The organism is Paraburkholderia sp. HC6.4b (assembly GCF_014200875.1).
GTDB classification, from domain to species: Bacteria; Pseudomonadota; Gammaproteobacteria; order Burkholderiales; family Burkholderiaceae; genus Paraburkholderia; species Paraburkholderia tuberum.
This window is the reverse complement of the sequence record NZ_JACHDC010000050.1, coordinates 1-1,407: the sequence shown is the minus strand read 5'-3', so window position 1 is coordinate 1,407 and position 1,407 is coordinate 1. Positions and strand designations below refer to the sequence as shown.

Sequence of the window (1,407 nt, the reverse complement as noted above, 5' to 3'; positions counted from 1 at the left end):
GATTCAAGGGTGCGAGGCGAGCCACTTCGGTGGCGAAGCAACTGGAAGGGGTTCCAGGAAAAGCCTCTAAGCTTCAGTTTCACAGTGACCGTACCGCAAACCGACACAGGTGGGCGAGATGAGTATTCTAAGGCGCTTGAGAGAACTCGGGAGAAGGAACTCGGCAAATTGGTACCGTAACTTCGGGATAAGGTACGCCCTCATAGCCTGACTGGCCTGCGCCAGAAGGGTGAAAGGGTTGCAATAAACTGGTGGCTGCGACTGTTTAATAAAAACACAGCACTCTGCAAACACGAAAGTGGACGTATAGGGTGTGACGCCTGCCCGGTGCCGGAAGATTAAATGATGGGGTGCAAGCTCCTGATTGAAGTCCCGGTAAACGGCGGCCGTAACTATAACGGTCCTAAGGTAGCGAAATTCCTTGTCGGGTAAGTTCCGACCTGCACGAATGGCGTAACGATGGCCACACTGTCTCCTCCCGAGACTCAGCGAAGTTGAAGTGTTTGTGATGATGCAATCTCCCCGCGGCTAGACGGAAAGACCCCATGAACCTTTACTGCAGCTTTGCATTGGACTTTGAACCGGTCTGTGTAGGATAGGTGGGAGGCTATGAAGTTGGGACGCCAGTCTCAATGGAGCCGTCCTTGAAATACCACCCTGATCTGTTTGAGGTTCTAACCTTGGCCCGTGATCCGGGTCGGGGACAGTGCATGGTAGGCAGTTTGACTGGGGCGGTCTCCTCCCAAAGTGTAACGGAGGAGTACGAAGGTACGCTAGGTACGGTCGGAAATCGTGCTGATAGTGCAATGGCATAAGCGTGCTTGACTGTGAGACTGACAAGTCGAACAGGTGCGAAAGCAGGTCATAGTGATCCGGTGGTTCTGTATGGAAGGGCCATCGCTCAACGGATAAAAGGTACTCTGGGGATAACAGGCTGATACCGCCCAAGAGTTCATATCGACGGCGGTGTTTGGCACCTCGATGTCGGCTCATCTCATCCTGGGGCTGTAGCCGGTCCCAAGGGTATGGCTGTTCGCCATTTAAAGAGGTACGTGAGCTGGGTTTAAAACGTCGTGAGACAGTTTGGTCCCTATCTGCCGTGGGCGCTGGATATTTGAAGGGGGCTGCTCCTAGTACGAGAGGACCGGAGTGGACGAACCTCTGGTGTACCGGTTGTCACGCCAGTGGCATCGCCGGGTAGCTATGTTCGGAAGAGATAACCGCTGAAAGCATCTAAGCGGGAAACTCGCCTTAAGATGAGATATCCCCGGGGCTTCGAGCCCCTTGAAGGGTCGTTCAAGACCAGGACGTTGATAGGTCAGGTGTGCACGTACAGTAATGTACTGAGCTAACTGATACTAATTGCCCGTAAGGCTTGATCCTATAACAGGTGTGTCTCGACCCGCG

1 rRNA gene (only partly in view) is annotated in these 1,407 nt (G+C 53.5%); it reads left to right on the top strand.

Annotation, left to right across the window (positions count from 1 at the left end):
• A 23S ribosomal RNA gene (locus HDG34_RS38485) occupies window positions 1-1,383 on the top strand; it begins 1,596 nt to the left of the window's first position.
• The last annotated feature ends 24 nt before the right edge of the window (window positions 1,384-1,407 follow it).